Raw genomic sequence first — 26,757 nt, forward strand, 5'->3', positions numbered from 1 at the left:
CCACGGAGCCGACATTGGTCTCGATCGCCCTCTCGGCCGCCTCCGCCACCCGCATCCGTTTCGCGATCTCCGCCCTCTGGGAAACCCTCGCGGCCGTACGGATCCTCCGCTCACCCGGCGTGCCCGCGGTCTACCGCACGTGGGCCTCCCAGGCGGCCCTCCCCGCCGACAGCCTGCTCGCCACGCTGGTCGCCCCACCCGGCGCCTACACCCCCGACTTCCTGACCCCACCCCCGACGGGTCTGACCGCCGACCTGGACACCGAGCTGGCCGCCTTACGCGCCACCCCAACCGACGTCATCCGCGCCCACCTGGATCTCCTACCCGGGCTTACTCTTCGGCCCGGTGCGCTGACTCGGCTCTACGACGACCCCACCGCCGGCCTGGCCGCGCTGTCCGACGAGATCGCCTCCTTCTGGTCCACCGCCATCGCCCCCAGGTGGCCCCGCATGAAGGCTTTGCTGGACGCCGAGGTGCAACGCCGTGCCCAGATGCTCGCCACCACCGGCACGGAAGGCGTCCTGGCCGACCTGCACCCCGCGGTCACCTGGCAGAACGGCATCCTGCACGTCAACCAGCCCCACTGCACCGCCCCCGACGTCCCCACCGGCACCGGCCTGATCCTGATCCCGTCGGTCTTCATCTGGCCCACAGTCATGACCGTCTCCGCCGGCCCGACTCCCCAACTGGCCTATCCCGCCGCAGGCGTAGCCACCCTCTGGGAACCCACCACAACCACCCCCGACGCCCTGACCGCCCTGATCGGCCGCAGCCGAGCCAACGTCCTGACCGAACTGACGACCCCGCTGTCCACCACGGAGCTTTCCGCCCGCACAGGCATCACCCCCGGCGGCATCTCCCAACATCTAGCCGTCCTCCGCGCCGCGGGCCTGATAGTCACCCACCGCCAGGGCCGATCCCTACTGAACACCCGAACCCCAGCCGCGGAAACCCTGCTGTCAGCCACCACCCACTGAGGTCAGGCAGTTGATCGCTCCCGGCCGCAGCGCGGGCTGGGCTACCGGCACCTGTGCCTCCGTTGTCACGTCAGCCGCACGGCATCAACGGTGTGACGCAAAGTGCGCTCGAAGCGCTGGTCTCCGCTCGGCCGATCCCGCTGCCGCGGGCCTCGAACCCGCCCTCGCCGCCTCGGCCGGGGCCCGGCTGCCAGTCAGTCCGAAACTCTCCGCGCACACGAACAGCACACTGCCCTCATCAGCCGGTGCAGCTGCGCCACCAACGCCGCCAACCCACTGGCCGGAGGCTCGGACCCCGCTCGATGCCAAGGCCAGCCCCAGCCGCCGCCCAGAGCCAAAGCGCAAACCCCGGCACCCCCCAACGTCAAGGTCGCACCTCAAACACCCACACACCGCACCACCACACGATCGCGATGCCCCGGCCCTCGCCCCACGGCGTAGTGCCTGACGCACACCGCGCCACCACACGATTGAGGGGTGACCATTCCAGTCCAAGCGATCGCACGCCGCGCCACCACACGATTGGGGGTGGGGCATTCCAGTCCAAGCGATCGCACGCCGCGCCACCACACGATTGGGGGTGGGGCATTCCAGTCCAAGCGATCGCACGCCGCGCCACCACACGATTGGGGGTGGGGCATTCCAGCCCAAGCGATCGCACGCCGCGCCACCACACGATTGGGGGGTTCGGGGGGGGCTCGCCCCCACGGCGTGGGGTCTGGGGCTCGGGCCCCAGAAAGGAATGCACCACGCCAAGGTGAGCGCTTTCCGCGAACATGATGAGCCTAAGTGGTGCCCCCGGCAGGATTCGAACCTGCGCTTTCGCCTCCGGAGGGCGACGCTCTATCCCCTGAGCTACGGGGGCTCAAGTGAGTAGAACCCTAGCAGGTGTGCCGGGGTGGTCGACAACTGGGTTACGGCGAGCCCTCCAACGACGGAGGCCCCGAACCAAGCGGTTCGGGGCCTCGCGACAATGAAGGCGTCAGCTGGCTTGGACCTTCTTGAGGAGGTCGTCGATCAGACCGAGTTCGGTTTGCTGGGACTTGACCATGCTTTCGGCGATCCAGTCGACGTCCTTGTTGTCGGACAGCTTCACTGCCTCCTGGGCCATGTGGATGCCGCCCAGGTGGTGCTGGCGCATCAGGGTCAGGAACTCGGTGTTGAGCTCCTTGCCGCTGGCGGCGCGCAGCTTGGTGAGTTGCTCGGGGGTGGCCATGCCGGGCATCAGGCCGTTGACGATCGAGCCGGCCGAGTTGGGCATCCAGGCCATCGGCTCCTGGGAGCTGGTCGGGCTCAGGTCCCAGTCGCGCAGCCAGGCCTGCATGTAGCCGATCTGGCCGTGCTGGGTGAGCGCGATGTCGTTGGCCACGTAGACGATCTCGGCGTCGTCGGACTTCTGGTGGGCGATCATCGACATTTCCACGGCTTGGGCGTGGTGGGTCGACATGTCGCGCAGGAAGCCGGCTTCGACCGAGTCGTCGCCGGGTTTCGTGAAGTGCGGGATGGACAGGCCGATGCCGATGCCCAGGGCCACGCCGAGGATCAGCGCCAGCGCGGCCCAGAGCGGGCCGCGGGAGCGGTGGGTCTCGGTCGGCGCGGCGGCGTCGGCCGCCGCGCCGGGGTTCGTCGAGACGGTCATTACTTGTTCATGACCGCGCCGTTGCCGGCCGAGGCCTGCAGCGGGCCGGTCGTGGTGTTGCCGCCGGAGCAGGAGATGCCGGGCTCGAGGGCGGAGACCAGACGGGTGTCCTTGATGAATTCGTCGATCTTGGCGTCGTTGACGTCGTCCGTCTTGTACTGGAAGCCCCAGACCTGCACCGAGACATTCTTGTCGAGGCCCGCGTACGGCGACATCATCGTGTAGTCCTGGCCCTCGACCTTCTTCTTCAGAACGTCGACCTGGTCGGCCGCGAGACCCGGCTTGTACGTGATCCAGACCGCGCCGTGCTCGAGGCTGTGCACCGCGTGCTCGTTGGCGATCGGCGCGTCGTAGACGTCACCGGAGCAGTTCTGCGGCGTCGAGTTGTGCGCGCCGCCGACGGGCGGGCTCGTCACGTACTGCTGGGGGCCCTGCTTGTGGGACGTGTCGTTGATCGCCGCGTTGTTCTGCTTGCGGTAGTTGACCACGCCGGCGATCTCGGAGACCTTGTCCTCCCAGCTGCGGGAGCCCTGCACGGCCGCGAAGACGCCGTAGCCGATGATGCCGACGGCGACCAGGACGACCACGCCGGCCACGGCGATGGGGCCCCAGTTGCGGCCGCCCGCGACCTTGACCGGGGTGACCGGCTTGCGGCCCTTGCCGCCACCGCCGCCCTTGCCCGCGGGGCCCTTGCCGCCGCCGGTCTTCTTGGCGGCGGAGGAGCCGGCCGGCGGCTTGCCCTGGCCGGAGGTCTTGGTGACCTTGACGGAGGACGGGACCCGTTCGGGACCCGGCGTGCTCATGCTCATCGTGCCTCGTCGATTCTTTGTGAGAGAGAGGGCGGGGCTCGGGTGGCCGCCGAGCGACGAAGTCTACCCCCGATAGCATGGCCGGGTGACTCCCGCCAACCTTGCTGCCACCGTTCTCTCAGCTGCTCGTAGCGTGTTCGAGACCCGCGGGCTCGACACGTCGGCGCTGCCCGAGGCCACGACGGTCGAGCGACCCCGCAACCCCGAGCACGGTGATTACGCCTCCACGCTAGCCCTGCAGCTGGGCAAAAAGGCCGGGGTGGCGCCGCGCGAGCTGGCCGCGGATCTCGCCGCGGAGCTGGGGCGGCAGCCGGGCGTCAAGTCGGTCGAGATCGCCGGCCCGGGCTTCCTGAACATCCGGCTCGACGCGGCCGCCGCGGGTGTCCTGGCGCGCGACATCGTGCTGGCCGGCGAGGGCTACGGGCACACCGACACCCTGGCCGGTGAGCGGATCAACCTGGAGTTCGTCTCGGCCAACCCGACCGGCCCGGTGCACATCGGCGGCGTGCGGTGGGCGGCGGTCGGCGACGCGCTCTCGCGGCTGCTGCGCGCGACGGGGGCGACGGTCGGCACGGAGTATTACTTCAACGACGCCGGCTCCCAGATCGACCGCTTCGCGAAATCCCTGTACGCCAGTGCGAAGGGCGAGCCCGCCCCCGAGGACGGCTACGGCGGGGAGTACATCGCCGAGATCGCCACCGCGGTTCAGGCCGAGGCCCCCGATGTGCTGAAGCTGGGCGAGGCCGAGGCGCTCGAGACGTTCCGCCGGGTCGGTGTCGATCTGATGTTCGCCGAGATCAAGCAGTCGCTGACCGAGTTCGGCGTGCACTTCGACACGTATTTCAACGAGAAGGACCTGCACGAGCGGGGCGAGCTGCAGGAGGCGCTCGACCGGCTGCGTGAGCAGGGCCACATCTACGAGGCCGACGGCGCGACCTGGCTGCGGACCACCGAGTTCGGCGACGACAAGGACCGGGTGCTCCGCAAGTCGGACGGCGACTGGACGTATTTCGCCGCCGACTGCGCCTACTACCTCGACAAGCGCAAGCGCGGGTTCGAGCGCGTCGTGATCATGCTGGGCGCCGACCACCACGGGTACATCGGCCGGATGAAGGCCATGGCGGCGTGCTTCGGCGACGACCCGGCCAAGAACCTCGAGATCCTGATCGGCCAGCTGGTCAACCTGGTGCGGGACAAGCAGCCCGTACGGATGAGCAAGCGGGCCGGCACGGTCGTCACGCTCGAGGACATCGTCGAGGCGATCGGGGTCGACGCCACCCGGTACGCGCTGGCCCGGTTCTCGTCCGACTCGCCCATCGACATCGACATCGACGAGTGGACCCGGGCGACCAAGGACAACAAGGTGTATTACGTGCAATATTGCGCGGCCCGCACCTTCAACGTGGCGAAGCAGGCCGCCGATCTCGGCGTGACGCGGGGCGAGCCCGGTGACTTCCAGCCCGCGCTGCTCAGCCACGAGAAGGAGAACGACCTGCTCAAGGCGCTGGGCGAGTTCCCCGAGGTGGTGGCCCGCTCGGCCGAGCTGCGCGAGCCGCACCACGTCGCCCGCTACCTGGAGGATCTGGCCGGGGCCTATCACCGGTTCTACGACAACTGCCGGGTCACGCCGCGCAGCGACGAGACGGTCACCGACACTCACCGTGCGCGGCTCTGGCTCAACGACGCCACCCGTACGGTGATTGCCAACGGGTTGGGCCTGCTCGGCGTCTCGGCGCCCGAAAGGATGTAGGGATGCGAGCTCATGAGGCCGGGGCGCTGCACGGCGACCTCGGACAGCGGGGCCCTGCCTGGCTGCGTACGCCCGAGGACGTGAACGCCCTGGTGCCGCAGCTCTGGCCGCGGACCGTGAGCCGCGCCGAGGCGGGGCACCTGGAGATCGGCGGCGTCAGCGTCACCGACCTGGCCGCCGAGCACGGCACGCCGGCTTATCTGCTCGACGAGGACGACCTGCGCGCCCGCTGCCGTGACTTCGCGGCCGCGTTCGCCGACTGCGACGTCTATTACGCGGGCAAGTCGTTCCTCTGCAAGGCGGTCGTCCGGATCATCGACGAGGAGGGCCTGCACCTCGACGTCTGCTCCGGCGGCGAGCTGGCGGTGGCGCTGGCGGCCGGGTTCCCGGCCGAGCGGCTGGGCTTCCACGGCAACAACAAGTCGGTCGCCGAGCTGCGCCGGGCGCTCGAGGCCGGGGTGGGCCGGATCATCGTCGACTCGTTCGACGAGATCGAGCGGCTGACCGAGTTGTCCAAAACAATGCAAAAGCGCCCGGACGTTCTGGTGCGAGTCACGGTGGGTGTCGAAGCGCACACCCACGAGTTCATCGCGACCGCCCACGAGGACCAGAAGTTCGGCTTCTCGCTGGCCGGCGGCTCGGCCTTCACGGCGGCGGTCAAGATCCTCGACGAGGGCGTGCTCAACCTGAAGGGGCTGCACTCGCACATCGGGTCGCAGATCTTCGACACCAGCGGCTTCGAGGTGGCGGCGCGGCGCGTGCTCGAGCTGCAGGCGCAGGTCCGTGACGCCCGCGGGGTCGAGCTGGAAGACCTCGACCTGGGCGGCGGCTTCGGCATCGCCTACACCACCCAGGACGACCCCAGCACCCCCGGCGACCTGGCGAAACGGCTCAACAAGATCGTCGAGTCGGAGTGCGAGCTGGCCAACCTGCGCAAGCCGAAGCTGTCGATCGAGCCGGGCCGGGCGATCGTCGGGCCCGCGGTCCTGACGCTCTACGAGGTCGGCACGGTCAAGGACGTCGACGGCATCCGGACGTATGTGAGCGTCGACGGCGGCATGAGCGACAACATCCGTACGGCGCTCTACGACGCGTCCTACTCGGCGACCCTGGCCGGCCGGGCCAGTGCGGCCGAGCCGTTGCTGGCCCGCGTGGTGGGAAAGCATTGTGAATCCGGGGACATCGTCGTGAAGGATGAATTCCTGCCCGCCGACGTGCAGCCCGGAGATCTTCTTGCCGTGCCCGGCACCGGCGCCTACTGCCGGAGCATGGCCAGCAACTACAACCACGTCCCTCGGCCGCCCGTGGTGGCCGTGCGCGATGGCGCCTCGCGCGTGATCGTGCGGCGGGAGACCGAGGACGACCTGCTCGCATTGGATGTTGGATGACGCAGCCTGCAAAGCCCGTCCGCCTCGCCCTCCTGGGCTGCGGCACCGTCGGGTCGGAAGTCGTACGCCTGCTGAACGCCCAGGCCGAAGATCTGACCGCCCGGATCGGCGCCCCGCTCGAGATCGTCGGCATCGCGGTGCGCCGGCTCGGCCGTGAGCGCGGCGACCTGCCCGTCGACCCGGGCCTGTTCACTACCGACGCGCTCGGGCTGGTCAAGCGCGACGACGTGGACGTGGTGGTCGAGGTCGTGGGCGGCATCGAGCCGGCCCGCACCTGGCTGGTCGAGGCGCTGCGCGCCGGCAAGAGCGTGATCACGGCCAACAAGGCCCTGCTGGCCGAGGACGGCGCCGCCCTGCACGACGCGGCGGCCGAGGGCAACGCCGACCTCTACTACGAGGCGTCCGTGGCCGGCGCGATCCCGCTGCTGCGCCCCCTGCGCGAGTCGCTGCACGGCGACCGCGTCACCCGGGTCACCGGCATCGTCAACGGCACGACGAATTTCATCCTCTCGTCGATGGACTCCTCCGGGGCCGGCTTCAGCGAGGCCCTCGACGAGGCCACCGAGCTCGGATATGCCGAGGCCGACCCCACGGCCGACGTCGAGGGCTTCGACGCCGCGGCCAAGGCGGCCATCCTGGCTTCGCTCGCCTTCCATTCGCGGGTCACCGCGGCCGACGTCTTCCGCGAGGGGATGACGGGTGTGACCGCGGGCGACATGGCCAGCGCGAAGGAGATGGGCTGCACGATCAAGCTGCTCTGCATCGCCGAGCGCGGGCCCGACTCGGCCGGGCAGGAGTCGGTGAGCGTGCGCGTGCACCCGGCGATGATCCCGCGCAGCCACCCGCTGGCCGGGGTCGGCGACGCCTTCAACGCGGTGTTCGTCGAGGCCGAGGCGGCCGGTCAGCTCATGTTCTACGGCCGGGGGGCGGGCGGCACGCCGACCGCGAGCGCGGTGCTGGGCGACATCGTGGCGGCGGCCCGCAACCGGCTCTCGGGCACCCGCGCGCCGAGCGAGAGCAACTACGCCCACCTGCCCGTACGGCCGATCGGCGAGGCCGTGACGAGATATCACATCAGCCTCGACGTGGCCGAACGACCGGGCGTGCTGGCCAGTGTGGCCGGCGTCTTCGCCCAGCACGAGGTGTCGATCGCGACCGTACGGCAGTCCGGCCGCGCGGAGGACGCCAAGCTGGTCATCGTGACCCACGGCGCCCCCGACGCCAACCTGGCCGCGACCGTCGAGGAGCTGTCGCGGCTCGATATCGTGCGGTCGATCGCGAGCGTGCTGCGGGTCGAGGGTGGAGCCTGAGTAATGCCGACGTCTGACGTGAGGAGCACTGCCATGTATCGGGGACTCATCGAGGCGTATCGGGACCGGCTGCCGGTCACCGACAAGACCCCGGTGGTCACGCTGCACGAGGGCAACACGCCGCTCGTGCCCGCGCCGGTGCTCTCCGCGCGGACGGGGGCTGACGTCTACCTCAAGGTCGAGGGGGCCAACCCGACCGGGTCGTTCAAGGACCGCGGCATGACCATGGCCGTCTCCAAGGCCGTGGAGGAGGGCGCGAAGGCGATCATCTGCGCGTCCACCGGCAACACCAGCGCCTCCGCCGCGGCGTACGCGGCCCGGGCCGGGGTCACCTGCGCGGTGCTCGTGCCGCAGGGCAAGATCGCGCTGGGCAAGCTGGCCCAGGCGCTCGTCCACGGCGCGAAGCTGCTGCAGGTCAACGGCAACTTCGACGACTGCCTGGCGTTGGCCTCGAAGCTGTCGCAGGACTTCCCGGTCTCGCTGGTCAACTCGGTCAACATCTTCCGCCTGCACGGTCAGAAGACGGCCGCCTTCGAGATCGTCGAGGCGCTGGGCGACGCCCCCGACATCCACTGCCTCCCGGTCGGCAACGCCGGCAACATCTCGGCGTACTGGATGGGCTATCAGGAGGACCACGAGGCGGGCAACAGCACCCGCCTGCCGCGCATGTTCGGCTTCCAGGCGTCGGGCGCCGCGCCGATCGTCACCGGCAAGGTCGTCGAGGAGCCCTCCACGATCGCCACCGCCATCCGGATCGGCAACCCGGCCAGCTGGACCAAGGCCCTCGACGCGCGCGACACCTCGGGCGGCCTGATCTCCGCCGTGACCGACCGCGAGATCCTGACGGCCTATCGGCTGCTGGCCCGCGAGGTCGGCGTGTTCGTCGAGCTGGGCAGCGCGGCCAGCGTCGCCGGTCTGCTGCAGCAGGCGGCCGAGGGCAAGATCCCGGCCGGCTCGACGGTCGTCTGCACGGTCACCGGTCACGGGCTCAAGGACCCGGAGTGGGCCATCTCGACCGCCCCGTCGCCGACGACCATCCAGAACGACGTCCTGATCGCGGCGCGGGAGCTAGGGCTGGCCTGAGCCGGCCGCCTTGATGATCAACGCGGTGGCCTGAGCCACCAGATCGAGCTCCTCGGCTGAGAGACGGCTGAGGATCGTACGCATCTTCTCGTCCCCGGCGTTGAAGATGCTCCCGATGAGATCGCGGCCCGTGCGTGTCAGCGCGATCCGGCGGACCCGCCGGTCGTGCGGATCCTCCGCGCGCGCCACCAGGTCTTGCACGACGAGCCGATCGATCATGCCGGTCAGCGCGGCCGCGCCGATCCCGAGCAGGCCGGCCAGCTCACCGCCCGAGACGGAGCCGTGGCGGGCGAGCAGCATGAGGATTTTGAGCTGCGACAGGGTCAGGTGCGAGGAGAAGAGGGGATCCTCCCGGTCCTCCGCGATCAGGTCCTGCAGCCGCTGCTGCGCGCCCATAATGTCCGCGATGAGCTGTTCTCGTGTGGCCATCGCGGGACCCCTTCTCTGTGACGCGCCGATGGCCGTACCGAGTCCATCTCTTTACGGACGCTACCAGCGGACCCCGGCGGAAAACCATTTGTTCGTGTCGGGCAAAATATTTATGCTGGACGAACTATTACCGGGGGAGCGCACATGTCATTCCTGACCCGGCTGAGCCTGGCCAACAGAGGGCTCATCGCCCTGATCGCCATCATCATCACCGGCTTCGGCCTCTTCGCCATCCCATCGCTGAAACAGCAGCTGTTCCCGTCGATCGAGTTCCCCGCGGCCTTCGTGACCGCGACGCTCCCGGGCGCCGGCCCCGAGATCATCCAGGATCAGATCACGGAACCGCTCGAGGACGCGGCGAAGGGCCTCGACGGCATCGACAGCGTCACGTCGAGCACCCGCGAGGGCATCGCGACGGTGACTGTCGCCTTCGTCTTCGGCACCGACATCGACACCGCGGTCAACCAGCTGACCACGGCGGTCAACCGGGTGCAGCCGTCCCTGCCCGCCGACGTCACGCCGACGATCTTCGCGGGCGGCACCGACGACATCCCGGCGATCGTGCTGGCCGCCTCGGGCGGGGGTGACGAGAGCGAGCTGCTCGAGCGGCTCAACGACACCGTCGTGCCGGAGCTCAACGCGATCTCCGGCGTGCGCGACACCCAGATCACCGGCGCCCGCGCGGCCCAGGTCGTGATCACGCCCGACTTCGCCAAGCTGACCGCGGCCGGGGTCACCCCGCAGGCGATCACCACCGTGCTCCAGCAGAACGGCATCTCGGTGCCGGCCGGCGCGGTCAACGACGGCAACCGGTCGCTCACCGTGCAGGTCGGCACGCCGCTCACCTCGATCGACCAGCTCAAGCAGGTCTATCTCACTGGCTCCCGGGGCCCGGTGCAGCTCGGCTCGGTGGCCACGGTTGAGAGCAAGCTGCCCGCGGCGACCTCCTACACCCGCACCGACGGGCAGAACAGCCTGGGCATCGCGGTCACCGCCCGCCCCGACGGCAACCCGGTCGACATCTCGCACGAGGTCCGCGACAAGCTGGCCGACCTGCAGAAGGCGTCCGGCGCCACGCTGACGGTCGTCGTCGACCAGGCGCCGTTCGTCGAGCGCTCGATCGAGAGCCTCACCACCGAGGGCCTCCTCGGCCTGGTGATGGCCGTGATCGTCATCCTGGTCTTCCTGCTCTCGGTGCGCTCGACGCTGGTCACGGCCGTCTCGATCCCGCTGTCGGTGCTGATCGCCCTGATCGCGCTCTGGACCGGTGATTACACGCTCAACCTGCTCACCCTGGGCGCGTTGACGATCGCGATCGGCCGCGTGGTCGACGACTCGATCGTCGTCCTGGAAAACATCAAGAGACATCTGGAGTACGGCGAGCCGAAGGTCCACGCGATCGTCTCGGCCGTGCGCGAGGTGTCGGGCGCGGTGACCGCCTCGACCCTGACCACGGTCGCCGTGTTCGCGCCCATCGCGCTGGTCGGCGGTTTCGTGGGCCAGATCTTCTCGTCGTTCGCCATCACCGTCACCGTGGCCCTGCTGGCCTCGCTGGTCGTGGCGCTGACCGTGGTCCCCGTCCTGGCGTACTGGTTCCTCAAGCCCCCGCCCGAGGGCGCCGACCCCGAGGCCATCCGGCAGGCCGCCGAGGAGAAGGAGCGCCGCAGCCCGCTGCAGCGCGGCTATCTCCCGGTGATCAATTTCGCCACCAAGCGGCGGTGGACCACGCTGACGATCGGCCTCGTCGTGCTGATCGGCACGCTCGGGCTGGCCAGCCGGCTCGAGACGAACTTCATCGACCAGTCCGGTCAGGACTCGCTCTCGATCTCGCAGGAGATGCCGGTCGGCACCAACCTGGCGGCCACCGACGCGGCGGCCAAGCAGGTCGAGCAGGTGCTGGCCGACACCGAGGGCGTCAAGACCTATCAGGTGTCGCTGGGCAGTGGCGGCGACTTCAACCCGTTCGTCGGCGGCGGGGGCGCCAGCACCGCGAGCTTCAACGTCGGCCTCGAGGAGGACGCCGACGCGGTCGAGCTCACCGATCAGCTGCGCGAGAAGTTCGCCGGCATGAACGGCATCGGCGAGGTCAGCATCGGCGGCGACAGCTCCGGGCTGGGCGGCGGCAACGAGCTGTCGGTCCAGGTCAAGGCGGCCGACCTCGACGCGCTGACCGGCGCCACCGAGCAGGTGCAGCAGGCGATGGCGGCCACCGGCGGCGTCGTCGAGGCCAAGAGCTCGCTCGCGGCCAGCGTCCCGCGGCTCCAGGTCTCGGTGAAGCGTGAGGTCGCCGCGCAGTACGGCCTGACCGAGGCGGGCATCGCGCAGAGCGTGGCCGGCGCCTTCCGGTCGGCGCCCGCCGGGCAGATGACGGTCGACGGCTCCGGCCAGGACGTGGTCATCTCGTTCGGCACGGCCCCGGCCAGCCCGGAGGCGCTGCGCAAGCTGCCGGTCACCTCCGCCCGCGGCGTCGTGCCGCTCGGCACGCTGGCCGAGGTCAAGGAGGTCAGCGGCCCCGAGGAGGTCACCCGCGTCGACGGCGACCGCACGGTCACCGTGACCGGCACGGCGACCGGCTCCGACCTCGGCGCGGCCACCCGTGAGCTGCAGCAGAAGCTCGACGACCTGACCCTGCCGGCCGGCGCCACGGCGACCATCGGCGGCACCAGCGCCGACCAGGCCGAGGCGTTCCAGCAGCTGGGCCTGGCCGTGCTGGCGGCCATCGCGATCGTCTTCATCATCATGGTGGCGACGTTCCGCAGCCTCATCCAGCCGGTGATCCTGCTGGTGTCGATCCCGTTCGCGGCGACCGGCGCGATCGCCCTGCTGCTGATCACCGGCACCCCGCTCGGCGTGCCCGCGCTGATCGGTGTGTTGATGCTCGTCGGCATCGTGGTGACAAATGCCATCGTGCTGATGGATCTGATCAACCACTACCGGGCGGCCGGCATGGGCGTGCAGGAGGCGGTGATCGAGGGCGGCCGGCACCGTCTGCGGCCGATCCTGATGACCGCCATCGCGACCATCTTCGCCCTGATCCCGATGGCGCTCGGCCTCACCGGCGAGGGTGGCTTCATCTCGCAGCCACTGGCCATTGTGGTCATCGGCGGCCTGGTCAGCTCGACGCTGCTCACCCTGGTGCTGGTGCCGACGCTCTACACGATGGTCGAGAACAGCAAAGAGAAGCGGCGGCAGAAGCGGCTGGCCAAGCGTGGCGCCGTCACCCCGCCCGAGGAGCCGGTGGAGCCGGACGACAACGGCGGTCCGGCCGGGCCGCCGGAGCCCAAGCCGCAGCCGAGCGGTGCCCTGCGCGGCTACACGGATCAGTTCGAGGTGCTGAAGATGCCGAAGCGCCCCGACACCGCAACGGAGTAACGACGAAGACGCCGGGCGGTCGGATCTCGATCCGGCCGCCCGGTAACGTCCCGGTACGTGGCAACAGCGTTTTCGGTCGTTACTCGGAACCGGGATTTCCGGCGGCTCTTCGCGGCCGAGCTCGTCGTCTTCGGCGCCGACTGGTTCGTGATGGTCCCGCTGCTCGTGCTGCTGCCCGAGCTGACCGGCAGCGGCATCTGGGGCGGCCTGGTGCTGGCCGCCGACACCGGCATCAACGCGCTGCTGCTGCCCTACACCGGCACGATCGCCGACCGGTTCGACCGGCGGAAGATCCTGATCATCGCGAACCTGGCCGCGGTCGTCGCGGTGCTGCTGCTGTTCGCGGTGCGCTCGGCCGCCACGGCCCCGCTCGCCCTGGTCGCGATCGGCGCGATGGCGGTGGCGAAGGCCTTCTACTCCCCGGCCGCCTCGGCCGCGCTGCCCAACGTCGTCGACCCGGACGACCTGCCCGCGGCGAACACTGTCTCGGGCTCGGCCTGGGGCACCATGACGATCGTCGGCGCCTCGCTGGGCGGCGTGGTGGGTGCGGCCTTCGGCCCGTACGCGTGCTTCGGCATCACCGCCGGGCTGCTGATCCTGGGCGCCGCGCTGACCTTCACCATTCGCCGTCCCCTGCAGGCGGGCCGCGACGAGAGCACGCCGGCGCCGCGCACCCGGCACGCGCTGCGCGAGTCGTTCGGCTATCTGCGGCAGAACCCGCGCATCCGGGCGCTGGTGACCGTGAAGATGGCGGCCGGGCTGGGCAACGGCGTGCTGACCGTCTTTCCCCTGATCGCCGGGCTGCACGGGGCGGGCGTGCTCGGCGCCGGCCTGCTTTTCGCCGTACGCGGGGCCGGGGCGCTCGCCGGACCCTTCGTGCTGGGCCCGGTCATCCGCCGCCGGTCGTGGCTCTTTCCGGGGCTGGCCCTCTCGATGTCGACCTACGGCCTCGGCTATCTCGGCGTGGCCGTGGCCCCGTGGTTCCCGCTGGTGCTGGCGCTCGTCTTCGTCGCGCATCTGGCCGGCGGCGCCAACTGGGTGCTGTCGAACTACGCGCTGCAGGGCGAGGTGCCCGATCGGCTGCGCGGACGGGTCTTCTCGACCGATCTGATGCTGGCCACGCTGGCCATCGCGATCAGCCAGCTGGGCGCGACCGCCGTGGTCGACCTCGTCGACGAGTGGGTCATCCTGGCCGGCTGCGGCCTGGTCACGCTGCTCTACGCGATCGGCTGGCGGATCGCGACCCGCAAGGTGGCCCGATCGGAGCCGTCAGCGGCCGGGACCGGCCCAGGGGTCAGCTGAGGAGCAGTCAGCGGCCGCCCGGCCCCAAGGTTGGCGGAGGAGCCGTCAGCGGCCAGGACCGGCCCAGGGGCCGGCTGGGGAATCGTCCGGAACGGGGGCGGAAAGGGGCGGCGCCGACAACCGGGCCGACTCGGAGCGGATCGAGGCGAACGCGGCCACCAGCAAGGCCAGGCCGCCCGCGAACAGCAGCGTGAAGATGAACGAGATGATGCTGCTGAGCAGGCCGAATTGGGTCGCCGACCAGTCGAGCCGCAGGATCACGTGGCTGAAGGCCAGCTGATAGAGCAACGACACGGCCGTCTCGGCCAGCAGCACGATCAGGCCGGCGCGGGCCAGCGTGTGACTGCGCCCGGGCAGCCGCCGCTCCGCGCGGCCGAGCAGAGCCAGGCCGACAACCAGCACCACCAGCACCGGTAGCTGCACGATGAAGAAGCTGAACAGCGAGGCCATGAATTCCACGGGGCTGAACCTACCGGGGGGATATGACAAAAGATCAAGCCCTAGTCTGTGGCGATGGGCTTGACCTTCGCCTCCGCGCCGGTTTCCGTTCGCACGCCGGCCACCAGCGCCAACCTCGGCCCCGGCTTCGACGCCCTGGGCCTGGCCCTGACGCTGTACGACGACCTCACGGCCCAGGTCACCGACGGCGGCTTCGCGGTGACGGTGACCGGCGAGGGCGCGGGCGAGCTGCCGGGCGACGAGACCCACCTGGTGCTGCGCGCGATGCTGGCGACCTTCGACGAGCTCGGCGAGCGCCCGCCCGGCCTGGCCGTCGAGTGTGTCAACCGGATCCCGCAGGCGCGTGGCCTCGGCTCCTCGTCGGCGGCCATCGTCGGCGGTGTGCAACTGGCGCGTGGCCTGGTGGCGAACGGTCTGCGAACGATCGGCGACGAGGCCGCGCTGCGCATCGCGGCCCGGCTCGAGGGCCACCCCGACAATGTGGCGCCGTGCCTGCTCGGCGGCTTCACGATCGCCTGGAGCGAGGGCGCGGGCGCGCGGGCCGTGCGTCTGGCGCCGGCGAGCAACGTACATCCGACAGTCTTCATTCCGGCCGAACGCGGCTACACGTCGTCGGCCCGCGCGGCGCTGCCGCCGGCCGTCCCGCACGCCGACGCGTCCTTCAACGCCGGTCGTGCGGCCCTGCTGACCCACGCCCTGACCAGCGATCCCAGCCTGCTCTGGGCGGCCACCGAGGATCGCCTGCACCAGGGTTATCGGGCCGAGGGCATGCCCGGCACGGCCTCGCTCGTGGCGGCCCTGCGCTCGGTCGGCGTGGCCGCCGTGGTGAGCGGCGCGGGGCCCTCGGTGCTGGCGTTGACGCAGGTGCCGGCCGATTTCCACCCGGGAACAGAATGGCGCGCCGAGTCGTTGGGCGTGGATGGCGCCGGTGCTCTTGTCAAAGGGAGTATGGTGGAACTCGCCTAGCGGGGCCCTGTTGCCGCAGGTCGCACGAGTTGACTACGCTCAAGACCTAGCACAGCCGCGAAGCGAGCGATCTCTGCGGTTCGGCGCGCACCCCCGAGACTTCAAAAGGCCTTTCTGGCCGTCTCACCTCTCCAAGGCACACGCCGGGCAGCAGCAGAAATGTCGCTGCACTCGCCGAGACCTACTCGTCAACCCCTGACGGGCAGGGACACCGTCGAGCTGCCGTGCTGCAAAACTCCCGCGCCGCTTTGCGAGGCGGGTAACCGGAACTCCCGGCCACCAGGCTGCAGAACCGGGAGTCTCGGGCTTTTTCCGACGGAAGGAATCCATTGAGCGACACCACCGACGTGACGTCGGGTGTTTCTGACGTCGCTGACGCCGGCGCTAGCACCACTGCGACGGCCACGAAGCGCCGCCGCGGCGGCACCGGCCTGTCCGCGATGCTGCTGCCCGAGCTGCAGAGCCTCGCCGCGTCCCTCGGCATCTCCGGCACCGCCCGGATGCGCAAGGGCGAGCTGATCACCGCGATCACCGAGCGTCAGAGCGGCGGTGCGCCGGCCGAGAGCGCGCCGGCGCCGCGCCGCAGCAAGGCCGCCGCGCCCGCCGAGGCGGCGCCGGCTCCGGTCGTCGCCACGGCCCCCGTGGCCGCCTCGGCCAAGGTCGAGCCGCCCGTCGTGCAGGCCGCCCCGGCCGACGCGCCCACCGGTCCGATCAGCGCCGCGCCGACCGAGGCGCCCCAGACCGCTGCCGCGCAGCCGGAGGCGGCCCCGGTCGCCGAGGGTGGCAGCCGCCGCGGCCGCAATCGGGAGCGCGAGTCCCGTGAGCCGCGCGAATCCCGTGAGCCCCGTGAGTCCCGTGAGTCCCGTGAGACGACGGCCCCGGCCGCCGAGACCGAGACGGCCGAGCGGGTCGAGCGCGCCGAGCGTCCGGAGCGGGGCGAGCGCAACCGCGACCGCGATCGCCAGCGCAACGACCGCCAGCGGGACGACCGGCAGCGCGACGACCGTCCGCGTGAGGACCGGCAGCGCGACGACCGCCCGCGCAACGAGGGCCGCAACGACCAGGGCCGCAACAACAACAACAGCAACGACGATGACGACGACGACAGCGGCGACGGTGGCCGCCGGAGCCGCCGCAGCCGTTTCCGTGACCGCCGGCGTGGTCGTGACCGCGACGGCAACGAGGGCGGCGGCCAGCGTGACGGTGGCGGCCGCGAGCCGCACGTCAACGAGGACGACGTGCTCGTCCCCGTGGCCGGCATCCTCGACGTGCTCGACAACTACGCGTTCGTCCGCACGACCGGTTACCTCTCCGGCCCGAACGATGTGTATGTGTCGATGTCGCAGGTCAAGAAGCACGGCCTGCGCCGCGGCGACGCGGTCACCGGCGCCGTGCGGGCCACGCCCCGCGAGGGCGGCCAGGGCGACCAGCGCCGCGACAAGTACAACCCGCTGGTCCGGCTGGACACCATCAACGGGATGGAGCCCGAGGAGGCCCGGCGCCGGCCGGAGTTCTACAAGCTCACCCCGCTCTACCCGCAGGAACGGCTGCGTCTCGAGACCGAGCCGCACATCCTGACCACCCGCGTCATCGACCTGGTCATGCCGATCGGCAAGGGCCAGCGGGCGCTCATCGTCTCGCCGCCCAAGGCCGGCAAGACGATGGTGTTGCAGGCGATCGCCAACGCGATCACCCACAACAACCCGGAGTGCCACCTGATGGTCGTGCTGGTCGACGAGCGGCCCGAAGAGGTCACCGACATGCAGCGCTCGGTCAAGGGCGAGGTCGTCGCGGCCACGTTCGACCGGCCGCCGCAGGACCACACCACGGTCGCCGAGCTGGCGATCGAGCGGGCCAAGCGCCTCGTCGAGCTCGGCCACGACGTGGTCGTCCTGCTCGACTCGGTGACGCGGCTCGGCCGGTCGTACAACCTGGCCGCGCCGGCCTCCGGTCGCATCATGTCGGGTGGTATCGATTCGACGGCGCTCTATCCGCCGAAGCGGTTCCTGGGCGCGGCGCGCAACATCGAGAACGGTGGCTCGCTCACCATCCTCGCGACCGCGCTGGTCGAGACCGGCTCGATGATGGACACGGTGATCTTCGAGGAGTTCAAGGGCACGGGTAACGCCGAGCTCAAGCTCGACCGCAAGATCGCCGACAAGCGGGTCTTCCCGGCCATCGACATCGACCCGTCCGGCACGCGCAAGGAAGAGATCCTGCTCGGCAAGGAAGAGCTGGCGATCATCCACAAGCTCCGGAAGGTGCTGCACTCGCTCGACTCGGGGGCGGCGCTCGACCTGCTGCTCGACCGGCTCAAGCAGACCCGGACGAACGTCGAGTTCCTGATGCAGATCGCGAAGTCGACGCCCGGCGAGTAAACGCACAAAAAAGGCGCGATCCCTCTTAACGGAGGGATCGCGCCTTTTTGTCGCACAACGGGTGTGTCCGATACCGGGCAGGGTCGTGCGAATCTCCCATTCTGAATTGGCAATACGGTGGGAGGCGCCGATGAACGTGCCCGGCTATCGGGACACACCGATCGAGCCCTGGGACCGTACGGCTCCCGCGGATCCCGGTGAGGCCGAGGACTTCCTGCGGCAGTGCTACACGGAGAACCCGCGCCTCGGTCCGGTCGAGCCCCGGCTGGCGATCGTCCGGGCCCAGATCGCGGCCACCGGCACCTACGTGCACACCACCGAGGAGCTCGCGTACGGCGCGAAACTGGCCTGGCGCAACGCGAGCCGGTGCATCGGCCGCCTCTACTGGCGCAGCCTGGTCGTCCTCGATCGGCGCCGAGCCCGTACGGCCGATGAGATCTTCTCGCTCATGGTGAATCACCTGCGGACGGCGGGCGGCAACCAGATCCGTCCCGTGATCAGCGTCTTCGCCGCCGCGCAGCCGGGCCAGCCGTACGCCCGCATCTGGAACGAGCAGCTGATCCGCTACGCGGGTTATCGCGGCGCGGACGGCTGCCCGATCGGCGACGGGCGGCAGCAGCAGTTCACCGCCGCGATGCAGGGGTTCGGGTGGCGCGGCAAGGGCGACCAGTTCGACGTGCTGCCGCTGGCGATCGAGACCCCGGCCGAGGGCGTACGGCTCTACGAGTTGCCCGAGCGGGCCATCCGCGAGGTGCCGCTGACCCATCCCGAGTACGCCTGGTTCGCCGAGCTCGGCCTGCGCTGGCACGCCGTCCCGGCCATCTCCAACATGCGGCTCACCATCGGCGGCGTGCACTACCCGCTGGCGCCGTTCAACGGCTGGTATCTCGGCACCGAGATCGGCGCGCGCAACCTGGCCGACGGCGACCGCTACGACATGCTGCCGGTCATCGCGACCCGGATCGGGCTGGACACCACCCGCGAGTCGACGCTCTGGCGGGACCGGGCGCTGGTCGAGCTCAACCGGGCCGTGCTGCACTCGTTCGAGCTGGCCGGGGTCAAGATGAGCGACCACCACACCGAGTCGCAGCGCTTCCTCAAACATCTCGGCAACGAGGAGAGGGCCGGCCGCAGGGTGCCCGCCGACTGGACGTGGATCGTGCCGCCGATGTCGGGCGGGATCACCCCGGTGTTTCACCGCTACTACGACGAGGCGGACCTGCGGCCGGCGTTCTATCTCGACGACGAGGCGGCCGAGCTGGCCCGCGGGGAGTGTCCGGTCAGGCGAACTCATTGACGGCGAAGGTGGCGCCGAGCCGCGCGCCGGGGGCGTCCGCCGGCTCGGCCCGCACCCACTTCAGCACGCGGACCGAGAACTCGTCGGCCGGTATGCGCCCCGCCGACCGTACGACGAAGCCTTCGGAACTCGCGGCGTCGCGGCGGGTCGCCCAGGCCGCCCGGGCCTCGGTCAGGCTGCCCCCGCGATAGAGGACCGGCACCACCGGCAACTCCAGCCGAGTGGCCCAGTCAACCGTGTCGTCCCAGCCCAGCAGCGTGTCGGTCTCGTCCCAGATGCCGAAGACGATGAACACGCCGGGCAGGTCGGAGTAGGCGATGGTGCGCCGGGCCCACATCGACTCGCCGCAGACCCGCCAGTCGTCCGGGATCCGGTACGACGTCATGGCCCACAACGCCTTGGCCGGCCGGTCCCAGGGCTCGGTGTCGCAGTCGGGCGACCGGCCGTACATGGCGTCGCGCGTGAAGGTCAGGTTGCCGCCGTCGAGCTTCTCGGTCACCACGAGCTCGCCGTCGAGCCAGGTCAGATCGTGCTGGACCATGTCGTCGGCCGTGGCGCCGGGCGAGCCGGGCAGGTGGAGCGTGTCCGGATACCGCACCGCTCAGAAGTCTCCCTCCGCTACCTGGAAAACGGTCAGCCCCAGCTCACGCCACATGCGCACCACCTGTTGGCGGTCGTCGAAGACCCCGGCGATGCGCCAGCGGTGGCTGATCTCCGTGGTGAAGATCTCCTGTTTGACCACCGCGTCCTTGCGGTTGTCGCCCGCGGGCCGCATGAATAGTGCTTCGTACGGCACGTCCACGTAAAGATCCAGCCAGGCCTCGGTTTCGGCGCGGGAGACCTCGTCGCGTCCCGAGCAGAAGACGATCGCGTTCCCGGCCGCGTGCATGGCCCGCACCGCCTCGATCACGGCCCGGTTGGGGGTGTCCTGGCCGACCCGGTGCCAGTCGTACGGGCGGCGGCCGTTCATCAGCGCGACCGTGCCGTCGATGTCGACCAGGATCGCCGGCGGCAGCTCCACGGGCGGGTCCTCGATCACACCCGGGCCGCCGGTTTCCCCGTACGGGATGGGCAGTGGCAAGGTTTTCCCGGCGAGATAGGTCTCGTGCATGCGGCGGATGCCGTCCGCGCCGACCCGTTCGTCCTCGCTCCGCGTGGCATCGCGCCGCAGGCACTCCTCGAGCGGCACGTCCGTGAAGTCGTGCACCTCGAATCGGGCCCCGTGCCGGGCGGCCATCCGGACCCACCGGCGTACGGCGTCGTCGCGCAGGTTGGTGTCGTCGACGATCACGCTCGCCCCCGTGCGCAGGAGCGCGTCGACCGTCGTGCGCTGGGCCAGCGTGACCTGAGCCTCGGCCCAGTCGGTGTAGAGCCGCCGGCCGTGCAGCATGCGGCGCAGATCGTCGCGGTTGACCCGGACGACGCGCGGCTGGAGCGTACGGGCGAAGGTGGTCTTGCCGGACGCCGGCAGGCCCCTGGTGATCAGCAGTCGTGTCATCAGTCGAGAACTCCGGACAAAGCGGCAGGAAAGCGCCGGGAATACCCCGCCCACGGCGTACGTTGAAGCGCAGGTCACGCCGATTTCGCCAGGACGCGGCGACATGGCAGACTAGTACATCGGCCAGTAAAGGTTCCGGTTCACGCCGCCAGCAATCTCGGCGACCCGGCGACCGTTTTCCATTGAGGGAGACCGAGTTACATGAAGAGCGGCATCCACCCGGAGTACACGACCACCGAGGTCATCTGCTCCTGCGGCAGCACCTTCTCCACCCGCAGCACCGCCAAGGGCGGCGAGATCCGCGTCGAGACCTGCAGCGCCTGCCACCCGTTCTACACCGGCAAGCAGCGCGTCCTCGACACCGCGGGCCGGGTCGCGAAGTTCCAGGCCAAGTACGCCAAGGTCAACGCCGCGAAGAAGAAGTAACTGCTTCAACGGCGCCCGTTCCCGGTTCTCCGGGGCGGGCGCCGTTCGCATGTCGAGGCAGCCCTAAAAGGGAGATACCCGTGAGCAACGATCGGCTGACCACCCTTCTCGCCGAGTACGCCGAGCTCGAGAAGCGGATGGAGGACCCCTCCATCCACTCGGACCAGGCCCTCGTGCGCCGGGTCGGCCGACGCTTCGCCGAGCTGGCCCCCCTCTACGCGGCCAACGCCGAGCTCGAGGCGGCCCGGGCCGATCTGGCCGCGGCCAAGGAGCTGGCGGCCGAGGACCCGGGCTTCGCCGCCGAGGTCGAGGCGGTCGCGGCCACGCTGCCGCCGCTCGAGGAGAAGCTCGGCGAGATGCTCATCCCGCGCGACCCCAACGACGCCAAGGACGTGATCATCGAGATCAAGGCGGGCGAGGGCGGCCAGGAGTCCGCGCTGTTCGCCGGCGATCTGCTGCGCATGTACACGCGCTACGCGGAGCGCCACGGCTGGGTGGTCGAGGTGATCGACTCGCAGGAGTCGGACCTCGGCGGCGTCAAGGACATCTCGGTCGGCGTGCGCACCAAGGGCGCGCCCGAGGGCGGTCACGGCGTCTGGTCCCGGATGAAGTGGGAGGGCGGCGTGCACCGGGTGCAGCGCGTGCCGGTCACCGAGTCGCAGGGCCGCATCCACACCTCGGCGGCGGGCGTGCTGGTGCTGCCCGAGGCCGAGGAGGTCGACGTCGAGATCGCGCCGAGCGACCTGCGCATCGACGTCTTCCGCTCGTCCGGGCCGGGCGGGCAGTCGGTCAACACCACCGACTCCGCCGTGCGGATCACCCACCTCCCCACCGGCACGGTGGTGAGCTGCCAGAACGAGAAGAGCCAGCTGCAGAACAAGGAGTCGGCGCTGCGCATCCTGCGGTCCCGGCTGCTGGCGATCGCCCAGGAGGAAGCCGACGCGGCCGCCTCCGACTCGCGCAAGGCGCAGGTGCGTACGGTGGACCGCTCCGAGCGGATCCGGACGTACAACTTCCCGCAGAACCGGATCACCGACCACCGGATCGGCTACACCGCCTACAACCTCGACCTGGTGCTCGGCGGTGAGCTCGACGCCGTGCTCGACGCGCTGGGCGAGGCCGACCGCGCGGCCCGCCTGGCCGGCGAGTCGGAGATCGGCCGCCGGGGCTGACGGTCTAGCGGACGGCGACGACCTGATAGTCGTCGCCCACCGTGCAGACCAGATAGCCGGGCACCGAGGAGCACGGGCGGCCGGCCATGGCGCCGATCGTGCCCAGCATCCGCTGCCGGCCGGTCCGCAGATCCCAGCGAATCACCGCCGTACGGTCCGGGGGCGAGACGGTCGAGCGCAGCACGAGCACCGAGGCCTCGTCGGGCGCGCTCCAGGCCAGGGTGCCGAAGGCCGGCTCGCCCAGGGCCGCGCCCGTCTCGGCATCGACGAGCACGTTGCGGCCGTCGTCCAGGCCCTCGCCGAGCACGAGCCGGTCGGGGGTGACCTGGAAGGCGTTGACGGCGCCGTCCAGCCGCCAGCGGCGCTCGCCGGTCAGCGGGTCGTACGCGACCAGGCCGGCGCCGTCGTTGAGGCACAGGGCCGAGCCGCACGGGAAGGCGTACCCGTTGGTGTCGGGCGCCCGCCACAGCTCGGTCATCGTGTCGGCGCGGTAGACGCTCATGTCGAAGAGCTCGCGGCGTGATCGGTTGACCACCAGGACGTCGCGGGTGCCGCTGAGGTCGTTGAAGTAGCCCTCGTCGGGGTTGCCCTTGACCCACGGGACCTTGGCCGTGCTGATCAGCTCGCCCGTCGCGTACGAGTAAATGTTGATCACGCCGGCGCCGGTGGCCGTGATGATCTTGTCGGGCCGGTCGCCCGGGATGACCGTGTAGTTGCCCACGCCCGGGGTGTCGCGGCGCCAGATCGTGCTGTGGTCGCTGAGCCGGATCAGCCGCATGCGGGCCAGGTCGGCGCGGTCGGTGTATTCGGTCAGCAGCGCCGTCTCGCCCGACACCGTGTACGGCTCGCCGGCCGTGCGCCACAGCTCGGCCCCGGTCGCCGTCGAGATCGCGATCGTCTGCCGGTGGAACTCGGCGTGGAAGGCGGACTGCTCGTTGACCGCGGGCAGCTCGACGACGTGGCCCTCGGTCGGCACGAGCAGCATGCCCGCGGACTCGGCGGCCTGCAGATAGCCGATCGTGGTGTCGAACGGGCGCTGCCAGCGAACCGCGCCGGTGGGCAGGTCGTAGGCGGTGACCGCGGCCAGGCCGTTGACCGAGCGGTGCACGAAGACGCCGTCGCTGGTCAGCGTCGTGCCCTGGGCCTGTGCGATCGAGATGCTCCACACCGGACGGACGCCGAGCGGCTCGGGCACGTGCGAGCCGGCCAGCCCGGCCAGGCAGAGGGCGGCGATCAGCCCGAGACCGGTCTGCCGGACGAGCCGGCGGTCGAACCGGGGCGAGCCGACGGGATCCGGGCCGTCGTGGGCCGGGGAGATCTCGCCGAGCTCGATCGTGCTCATCGCAGGGGTTACGTCATCTCGGAGAGGGGCCGGGTCGGCAACCGGTTCGCCGCGGCCGCGGCCAGCGCGGCGCTGAGCGTACGCCCGTTGGCCCCCACCTCGGACCAGCCCGCGGCCAGGCTGATCGGCGTGCCCGGCACCAGGATCTGCCAGTTCTCGGCGTTGGTGGCCGCGGTGATGCGCCGCGACACCTCGGCCGCCTGGGCCGTGCCCGCGCCCGGCAGCACGACCACGAACTCGTCGCCGGCGAACCGGGCCACGAAGTCGCCGCGGCGCATGACCCGGTTGAGCACCCCGGCGATGCGTTGCAGCACGAGGTCGCCGCAGTGCCGGCCGTGCCGCGCGTTGACCTCGGTGAAGCCGATCAGGTCGCACACGCCGATCGCGGCCCGGTCGCCGCGCTGCAGCATCGTCGCCACGTAGCGCTCGAGCTGCCGGCGGTTGGGCAGGCCGGTCAGGGGATCGGTGAGCGTCTCGTCGCCGTAGCGGCCGGGGTCGCGCTGGGTCTCCTGCGCGTCGAGCCGGGCCGCCACGCCGTCGAGATAGCCGTCGCGCAGCCGGTCGATGCGCTGGGCGGCCAGCCGGAACGCGTAGCGGTCGGCGGCGTGCGCGGCCGCGTGGTCACCGGCGGCGGCATGGCAGATGCTGCGCAACCGGGCCGGCTCGGCCGCGCCCAGGATCTCGGCCGACACCGGCACCGAATCCAGCATGGACAGCGCCTGACCGGGGCGGCCGGCGGCCATGGCGAGACAGACGTGACCGAGATGCTGCAGGTCGCGGGTGCGCACGCTGTCGCCGCCGCCGGTCAGCCACTCGGCCGCGTTGGCCTCGGTCTCCTCGCCCAGCGCGGCCCGGCGGGCCAGCGAATAGCCGTACGCCGCGCGGCTGCCGGGCCGCATGTGGTCGGCGCCGATCGAGACGTATCGCGTGAGCTCGGCGTCGATGTCGCGCAGCACCCGCAGGCAGCCGTCGGTGTCGCCCTGGTGGTCGAGCGAGACGGCGTTGCGCAGCCGGATACCGGGGGCCGCGAAGATCTCGGGGGCCAGGCCGACCGCGGCGCCGACCTGCCGGGCCTGCTCGATCGCGGTCAGCGCGTGGCCGTGAAAGCCCAGATAGGAATAGGCCATGGCCAGGTCGTGCCAGCCCCAGGCGGTCTCGGAGTCGTTCTCCTGCACGGCGGCCAGGGCGCGGGACGCCTGCACGAGGTGGGTCACGCCCCGGTCCAGATTGCGCTCGAGGTGGGCGCCGAGGGCGGCGAAGGCGTGCATCTGGCCGCGCAGATAGGCGTCCGGGATCTCGCGGACGGCGTTCTCGGCGATCGTCATCGCGGTCGCCAGCTCGGCTATCCGGCCCAGGTTGATCAGCGCGCCGAACCGCTGCACCAGCGCGTACGCCCGGGTGGTGGGATCCGCCGCGACGGCCAGCACCTTGTCGAGGATCGGCAGCGCCTCCGCCGAGCGGCCGTTCTGCTGGAGCCGCCCGGCGCGACGCAGCTCCTCGGTGTTCTCCGCGAGCTGGTCCAACCAACTCACCAGGCGCCTCCCACTGGTGCCGCGCGTCCTGCACCGACCCGGCCGATCGGCGCCGCACGTGACGTTTGAAGATTATGCCGTGGACAACGACTCCGAAGACACCTCCCGGCCGCCGGTTCGGGCCCCGCTGAGCCGGGCCCTGGCCACGGCGGTCGTCGATCTCTCGGCGGCCGGGGTCGAGTCGCCCCGGGTCGACGCTGAGCTGCTGGCCGCGCACGTGCTGGGCGTCTCACGTGGGCGGTTGCTGCTGGTCGACTCGCTGCGGCCCGAGGAGTTGAGTCGTTTCACCGCCCTCGTGGCCGAGCGGGCGCGACGGATTCCGCTGCAGCATCTGCTGGGCACGGCCGCGTTCCGGCATCTCGAACTTCAGGTCGGCGACGGCGTCTTCGTCCCACGACCCGAGACGGAGCTTCTCGCGGGCTGGGGGATCGAACACACCGCGCCGGGCGCGACGGTGGTCGATCTGTGCAGCGGGACCGGGGCGATCGCGCTCGCGGTGGCCGACGAGGCCGCGCCGGGCCGGGTCGTCGCCGTCGAACGGTCGGCGGCGGCCCTGTCCTTTTTGCGGCGCAACGCCGCCGCCTTTCCGGTTGTCGAGGTGGTCGAGGGCGACGTGACCGATCCGGGGCTGCTGCCGGGCCTGACCGTCGACGTCCTGCTCTGCAACCCGCCGTACGTTCCCTCGCAGACCCCGGTCCCGCCGGAGGTGGCGCGTGATCCGGCCGAGGCGGTGTTCGGCGGCCGCGACGGGCTCACCGTGATCCGCCCGGTCATCGCGCTGGCCGCGAGGCTGGTCAAACCCGGCGGTGTGGTGGGTATCGAGCACGACGACGTGCACGGCGAGGCGGTGCCGGAGCTGCTGCGGGCCGACGGCCGGTTCACCGAGGTGACCGCCCATGACGACCTGACCGGCCGGCCCCGGTACGCGACGGCCAGGCGGGCCTGATCGATATGCGCGATCGCATGGCAGACTGCACGGTGTGATGCTCTACGACTGCCGTACCACCGCGGACCGTGATCGCGGCATCGCCGCCGCCATCGAAGCGGTCAAAAGCGGTGAGCTGGTCGTCATGCCGACCGACACGGTGTACGGCGTCGGGGCGGACGCGTTCACCCCGCACGCGATCACCTCGCTGCACCATGCGCGCAGCGTCACCAACCAGGTGCCCCCGCCGGTGCTGGTCGGCTCCCGGCACACGCTCGACGGCCTGGTCTATTCGCTGCCCAAGGCGGCGCGCGAGCTGGCCGACGCGTTCTGGCCGGGCGCGCTCACCCTTTACGTGGAGCATTCGCCGAGCCTGCAGTGGGATCTGGGGGACACCGGCGGCCGCGTCGCGGTGCGGATGCCGCTGCACCCGGTGGCCCTCGAGGTGCTGCGTGCGGTCGGCCCCATGGCGGTCACCACTGCCAACAAGGTGGGTCAGCCGGCCCCGATCACCGCCGAGGCCGCTCGCGACCAGCTGGAGTACGCGGTGCGGGTCTATCTCGAGGCGGGCCAGGCGCACGATCCGGCGCCGAGCACGGTCGTCGACGTCAGCGGCGAGGTGCCGCAGGTGCTCCGGGCGGGGGCGATCCCGTTCGAGAAGCTCCGTGACGTGGTGCCCGAGATCCTCGCGGCGGAGGACTGA

Annotated in this window: 22 protein-coding genes and 1 tRNA gene; 14 read left to right on the top strand and 9 right to left on the bottom strand. The window is 70.7% G+C overall.

The genetic code is table 11. The annotated features are described in order from the left end of the window. The first annotated feature begins 14 nt into the window (after window positions 1–14). Window positions 15–977 carry an ArsR/SmtB family transcription factor gene (locus JKJ07_RS12405; RefSeq protein WP_202991594.1) on the top strand — a complete coding sequence of 321 codons (963 nt, stop codon included), beginning with the start codon at window positions 15–17 and terminating at the stop codon, window positions 975–977. Window positions 978–1,767: 790 nt separating this feature from the next. Here JKJ07_RS12405 and JKJ07_RS12410 read toward each other — a convergent pair. The 3 genes from JKJ07_RS12410 to JKJ07_RS12420 all read right to left on the bottom strand — a co-directional run bounded on the left by JKJ07_RS12410 (window position 1,768) and on the right by JKJ07_RS12420 (window position 3,425). Next, window positions 1,768–1,842, bottom strand: a tRNA-Arg gene (locus JKJ07_RS12410). Window positions 1,843–1,959: 117 nt separating this feature from the next. After that, window positions 1,960–2,616: a DUF305 domain-containing protein gene (locus JKJ07_RS12415; RefSeq protein ID WP_202991595.1), complete on the bottom strand. Its 657-nt coding sequence runs from the start codon at window positions 2,614–2,616 to the stop codon at window positions 1,960–1,962. Beyond that, entirely contained in the window at window positions 2,616–3,425 is an 810-nt protein-coding gene (locus JKJ07_RS12420; protein ID WP_236028741.1) for a thioredoxin-like domain-containing protein, read from the bottom strand. Before JKJ07_RS12420 ends, JKJ07_RS12415 begins: the two co-directional genes overlap by 1 nt. 85 nt (window positions 3,426–3,510) lie before the next feature. Here JKJ07_RS12420 and argS point away from each other — a divergent pair, with 85 nt between their 5' ends. From argS to thrC, 4 genes are read left to right on the top strand one after another with little or no spacing between them, the layout of a single operon-like run. Further along, window positions 3,511–5,175, top strand: a complete 1,665-nt coding sequence (gene argS, locus JKJ07_RS12425) for an arginine--tRNA ligase (protein ID WP_202991596.1) — start codon at window positions 3,511–3,513, stop codon at window positions 5,173–5,175. 2 nt (window positions 5,176–5,177) lie between these two features. Beyond that, window positions 5,178–6,563 (top strand): diaminopimelate decarboxylase, encoded by a 1,386-nt coding sequence (gene lysA, locus JKJ07_RS12430; RefSeq protein WP_202991597.1) that lies wholly within the window; start codon window positions 5,178–5,180, stop codon window positions 6,561–6,563. After that, the gene (locus tag JKJ07_RS12435; protein ID WP_202991598.1) at window positions 6,560–7,873 is read left to right on the top strand and encodes a homoserine dehydrogenase; all 1,314 of its coding nucleotides are present in this window, start codon (window positions 6,560–6,562) and stop codon (window positions 7,871–7,873) included. Before lysA ends, JKJ07_RS12435 begins: the two co-directional genes overlap by 4 nt. A 33-nt stretch (window positions 7,874–7,906) precedes the next feature. Continuing rightward, window positions 7,907–8,956, top strand: a complete 1,050-nt coding sequence (thrC, locus tag JKJ07_RS12440; protein ID WP_202991599.1) for a threonine synthase — start codon at window positions 7,907–7,909, stop codon at window positions 8,954–8,956. Here thrC and JKJ07_RS12445 read toward each other — a convergent pair. Next, window positions 8,942–9,385: a MarR family winged helix-turn-helix transcriptional regulator gene (locus JKJ07_RS12445; protein WP_202991600.1), complete on the bottom strand. Its 444-nt coding sequence runs from the start codon at window positions 9,383–9,385 to the stop codon at window positions 8,942–8,944. The two genes, thrC and JKJ07_RS12445, sit on opposite strands and share 15 nt — an antisense overlap. Window positions 9,386–9,529: 144 nt before the next feature. Here JKJ07_RS12445 and JKJ07_RS12450 point away from each other — a divergent pair, with 144 nt between their 5' ends. Then, complete coding sequence (locus JKJ07_RS12450; RefSeq protein ID WP_202991601.1) at window positions 9,530–12,757, top strand: efflux RND transporter permease subunit; 3,228 nt, start codon at window positions 9,530–9,532, stop codon at window positions 12,755–12,757. 57 nt (window positions 12,758–12,814) lie between these two features. Next, entirely contained in the window at window positions 12,815–14,059 is a 1,245-nt protein-coding gene (locus JKJ07_RS12455) for an MFS transporter (protein ID WP_202991602.1), read from the top strand. Between the two features lie 45 nt (window positions 14,060–14,104). On the opposite strand, the gene JKJ07_RS12460 is transcribed toward JKJ07_RS12455, so the two are convergent. After that, entirely contained in the window at window positions 14,105–14,518 is a 414-nt protein-coding gene (locus JKJ07_RS12460; RefSeq protein ID WP_202991603.1) for a hypothetical protein, read from the bottom strand. 54 nt (window positions 14,519–14,572) lie between these two features. Here JKJ07_RS12460 and thrB point away from each other — a divergent pair, with 54 nt between their 5' ends. The 3 genes from thrB (at window position 14,573) to JKJ07_RS12475 (ending at window position 19,159) form a co-directional block, all read left to right on the top strand. Next, window positions 14,573–15,484, top strand: a complete 912-nt coding sequence (thrB, locus tag JKJ07_RS12465) for a homoserine kinase (RefSeq protein ID WP_202991604.1) — start codon at window positions 14,573–14,575, stop codon at window positions 15,482–15,484. 329 nt (window positions 15,485–15,813) lie between these two features. Next, a complete protein-coding gene (gene rho / locus JKJ07_RS12470) occupies window positions 15,814–17,862 on the top strand; it encodes a transcription termination factor Rho (RefSeq protein ID WP_202991605.1) in 2,049 nt (682 codons plus the stop codon). Between the two features lie 130 nt (window positions 17,863–17,992). Then, window positions 17,993–19,159, top strand: coding sequence for a nitric oxide synthase oxygenase (locus tag JKJ07_RS12475; RefSeq protein ID WP_202991606.1), 1,167 nt, complete (start codon window positions 17,993–17,995; stop codon window positions 19,157–19,159). Here JKJ07_RS12475 and JKJ07_RS12480 read toward each other — a convergent pair. Both JKJ07_RS12480 and JKJ07_RS12485 read right to left on the bottom strand, forming a co-directional pair. Further along, window positions 19,143–19,757 carry an RNA ligase family protein gene (locus tag JKJ07_RS12480; protein WP_202991607.1) on the bottom strand — a complete coding sequence of 205 codons (615 nt, stop codon included), beginning with the start codon at window positions 19,755–19,757 and terminating at the stop codon, window positions 19,143–19,145. The two genes, JKJ07_RS12475 and JKJ07_RS12480, sit on opposite strands and share 17 nt — an antisense overlap. Before the next feature lie 3 nt (window positions 19,758–19,760). After that, window positions 19,761–20,657 carry a phosphatase domain-containing protein gene (locus JKJ07_RS12485; protein ID WP_202991608.1) on the bottom strand — a complete coding sequence of 299 codons (897 nt, stop codon included), beginning with the start codon at window positions 20,655–20,657 and terminating at the stop codon, window positions 19,761–19,763. Between the two features lie 201 nt (window positions 20,658–20,858). Here JKJ07_RS12485 and rpmE point away from each other — a divergent pair, with 201 nt between their 5' ends. Together rpmE and prfA are read left to right on the top strand one after the other, a co-directional pair. Then, window positions 20,859–21,083 (top strand): 50S ribosomal protein L31, encoded by a 225-nt coding sequence (gene rpmE / locus JKJ07_RS12490; RefSeq protein WP_014694406.1) that lies wholly within the window; start codon window positions 20,859–20,861, stop codon window positions 21,081–21,083. An 80-nt stretch (window positions 21,084–21,163) separates the two neighbouring features. Further along, on the top strand, window positions 21,164–22,255 hold the full coding sequence (gene prfA, locus JKJ07_RS12495) for a peptide chain release factor 1 (protein ID WP_202991609.1): 1,092 nt from the start codon (window positions 21,164–21,166) through the stop codon (window positions 22,253–22,255). A 4-nt stretch (window positions 22,256–22,259) separates the two neighbouring features. On the opposite strand, the gene JKJ07_RS12500 is transcribed toward prfA, so the two are convergent. Together JKJ07_RS12500 and JKJ07_RS12505 are read right to left on the bottom strand one after the other, a co-directional pair. Beyond that, the gene (locus JKJ07_RS12500) at window positions 22,260–23,597 is read right to left on the bottom strand and encodes an outer membrane protein assembly factor BamB family protein (RefSeq protein ID WP_202991610.1); all 1,338 of its coding nucleotides are present in this window, start codon (window positions 23,595–23,597) and stop codon (window positions 22,260–22,262) included. A gap of 8 nt (window positions 23,598–23,605) precedes the next feature. Continuing rightward, window positions 23,606–25,129 carry a GGDEF domain-containing protein gene (locus tag JKJ07_RS12505; protein ID WP_202991611.1) on the bottom strand — a complete coding sequence of 508 codons (1,524 nt, stop codon included), beginning with the start codon at window positions 25,127–25,129 and terminating at the stop codon, window positions 23,606–23,608. Between the two features lie 79 nt (window positions 25,130–25,208). On the opposite strand from JKJ07_RS12505, the gene prmC reads away from it, so the two are divergent. Together prmC and JKJ07_RS12515 are read left to right on the top strand one after the other, a co-directional pair. After that, complete coding sequence (gene prmC, locus JKJ07_RS12510) at window positions 25,209–26,075, top strand: peptide chain release factor N(5)-glutamine methyltransferase (RefSeq protein ID WP_202991612.1); 867 nt, start codon at window positions 25,209–25,211, stop codon at window positions 26,073–26,075. A gap of 37 nt (window positions 26,076–26,112) precedes the next feature. Continuing rightward, window positions 26,113–26,757, top strand: a complete 645-nt coding sequence (locus tag JKJ07_RS12515) for an L-threonylcarbamoyladenylate synthase (protein ID WP_202991828.1) — start codon at window positions 26,113–26,115, stop codon at window positions 26,755–26,757.

Origin of the sequence: Paractinoplanes lichenicola, assembly GCF_016785085.1 — a bacterium.
Lineage (GTDB): Bacteria > Actinomycetota > Actinomycetes > Mycobacteriales > Micromonosporaceae > Actinoplanes > Actinoplanes lichenicola.